General features: G+C 66.2%; 2 protein-coding genes. One reads left to right on the top strand and one right to left on the bottom strand.

What is annotated here, in order from left to right; genetic code table 11:
• A partial coding sequence (locus HUK84_RS19090) for a DUF815 domain-containing protein (protein WP_176641626.1) occupies positions 1-323 on the bottom strand: 323 nt, incomplete at its 3' end.
• 142 nt (positions 324-465) lie between these two features.
• On the opposite strand from HUK84_RS19090, the gene yajC reads away from it, so the two are divergent.
• Positions 466-846: a preprotein translocase subunit YajC gene (gene yajC, locus HUK84_RS19085; protein ID WP_176641625.1), complete on the top strand. Its 381-nt coding sequence runs from the start codon at positions 466-468 to the stop codon at positions 844-846.
• Positions 847-1,212: the final 366 nt, after the last annotated feature.

The raw sequence follows: 1,212 nt of genomic DNA, 5'->3' as shown, positions 1-1,212 counted from the left end.
ACCAGGTTGGCCTGCGCGTGGGCCGCCTTGACCAGCGACGACTTGCCCATGCCGCGCGCGCCCCACAGCATGGCGTTGTTCGCCGGCAGGCCGCGCGCGAAATGCAGCGTATTGTCCAGGATCAGCCTGCGTTGCGCCTCGACCCCCTGCAGCAGGTCGATGGCGACGTGCGCCACCTGCGCGACCGGGGCCAGGCAGCCCCGCTCGGGGTGCCAGACGAAGGCGTCGGCGCTATCCAGGCCCGCCAGGGTCGCCGGCGCGGGAGAGAGCCGTTCCAGCGCCGAGGCGATCCGGTCCAGAAGCGAAAGCAGGGCAGGGTCCATCGAGGCTGACTTCCATATGATCGGACGATCGGCGGCCCCGCTTTGCACGGGCGGCGAACCGACGCCTTGACGGGAGACGGGCGAAAACTATGGTCCAGTGCCGCAGCCCGCAACCCAATAATGACGGCCGGAATCACACGACATGACCCTTCTCTCCGACTTTCTGATCACGCCGGCCCATGCCCAGACGGCCGGCGGCGAGGGCGGATTCCTCAGCGCGGGCGGATTGATGAGCATCCTGCCCTATGTCGCGATGTTCGTTATATTTTATTTTATCCTGATCCGTCCCCAGCAGCAGAAGCAGAAGCAGTTGCGCAGCCAGCTCGCCGCGCTGCGCCGTGGCGACCGGGTGCTGACGGCCGGGGGAATCATCGCCGTGGTGCAGAAGGTGCGCGAGGATTCGAACGAGATCGAAGTCGAGATCGCCCCGAACGTGCGGGTGACCGTCCTGCGCGAGACCATCAGCTCGGTCGTTACCAGCGCGTCCAAGCCGGCCAATGATACCGGCGCCAAGGCGGGCTGACCGCACGCGCCATTTCCCGAGAAGTTGAAGACCCCCGGCGGCCGGTCCCCTGACCCGGCTGCCGGGGGTCTTTGCGTTTCGGCCCCGGGAAACCGCCGTTTCGTCTGGTTTGCGTCGCGGTTTCCCATAATGTGGGTAAGTGTCTCATATATTGAATTATCGCCGTGTCGGGCTTAATCCGATGGGACAAGGGGGATGCGATGGCCGATGGGAATGCCAGAATTGCCGATGCCGGCGTCGTCGATGCCAGAGTCGCTGATGCCGGAGTCGTCGATGCCAGGAGTGTCGCGGCAACCGGCACGCAGGCGCTGGAACGCGGGATTGCGGTGATCGACGCCGTGGCCGCCGGGCGCCGGACCCTGGCCG

It is taken from the genome of Nguyenibacter vanlangensis (assembly GCF_013376155.1).
Lineage (GTDB): Bacteria > Pseudomonadota > Alphaproteobacteria > Acetobacterales > Acetobacteraceae > Gluconacetobacter > Gluconacetobacter vanlangensis.
The sequence above is the reverse complement of the archived record's forward strand: the minus strand, read 5'-3'. Positions and strand labels throughout refer to the sequence as shown.

Excerpts from the sequence above, each read along its gene's own strand:
- yajC (WP_176641625.1), top strand. The coding sequence starts at position 466 with ATGACCCTTCTCTCCGACTTTCTGATCACGCCGGCCCATGCCCAGACG.